The organism is Glaesserella parasuis, assembly GCF_002015085.1.
Lineage (GTDB): Bacteria > Pseudomonadota > Gammaproteobacteria > Enterobacterales > Pasteurellaceae > Glaesserella > Glaesserella parasuis.
Genome location: NZ_MUXW01000069.1, coordinates 1 through 941, shown reverse-complemented (window position 1 = coordinate 941; position 941 = coordinate 1). Strand labels below are relative to the sequence as shown.

General features: G+C 41.2%; 1 pseudogene. It reads right to left on the bottom strand.

Annotated elements, in window-relative coordinates:
* Window positions 1-68: 68 nt before the first annotated feature.
* Window positions 69-941: pseudogene (locus B0183_RS12400) on the bottom strand (hypothetical protein); the annotation flags it as partial.

The following is a 941-nucleotide window of genomic DNA, read 5'->3' as shown; positions in this document are numbered from 1 at the left end:
GCATTTTGTTCCAGTTTTGGCAGTTCGTTTGCCATTTTTTGGGGTAGGGCTTTTGGCATTACATACTCCTATCGTCTAAATTGACCACCCGCACGAGCGAAATTATTGGTGATCGCATTCTGACTTTCTTCTCTTGCGATTCCTCTCATTGTTTTTAACAATTCCACTGTGATATGAGTGCCATCTGGCGTTTCTTCTTGAGAAACTTTGGCATCTACTGCATTACCATTGTTGATGATTTGAACATTTACAGATGATTTACCCGATGCTTGATTTCGGTTTCCTTGATTTGCTAAAAAGGCTTTTAAATCTTGGTTAGTACGGCTATCTACAACTCGCTCGCCACGATCTAGCAACCAAGTTCCCTCTTTAGGGATATTATCAATCCCTGAGTGCGCCATACCGCTCAAACTGATACTTGTCAGTTGAGAAATAACACTCATCCCAGCCGAAGCCACCGCAGCCATATTTGCGAATTTTTGAGCTGGTGTCATCGCTGTTCCATCGCCCATTGCCTGCACAATCGCTTGTTGAAGTCTAACCATTGAATCTGCAACTGCAAAAGCTTTTGACATCGCAAACATTGTTTTATAAACACCAGATTGCTTGCCCATTGATTGAGCAGCTAAATCAGCCATTTGACCAAATGCACCGCCTAAATTTTGCAACCCAGCAGAGTAATTTGATAAATCCTCAAGAATCGTTTTACTACGATATTGTTCTTCAAGTTGATTTTTTCTTTTCAAAAAATCTTCGTGACTAATTAGCATTTGATCATACCTTGACTGATTTTCTGCTAGTTTCGTAGCTTGCTCATTCTTCATTGCTTGCATAGGGTCGAACTCTGCTTTCCAGCGGTCATATTCACTCACTGCATTTTGCCCGGCTAATTGAGCTTGTTTATTTCCAGCCTCCCAAGTGGCATTTTCTGTGGCTTTTTT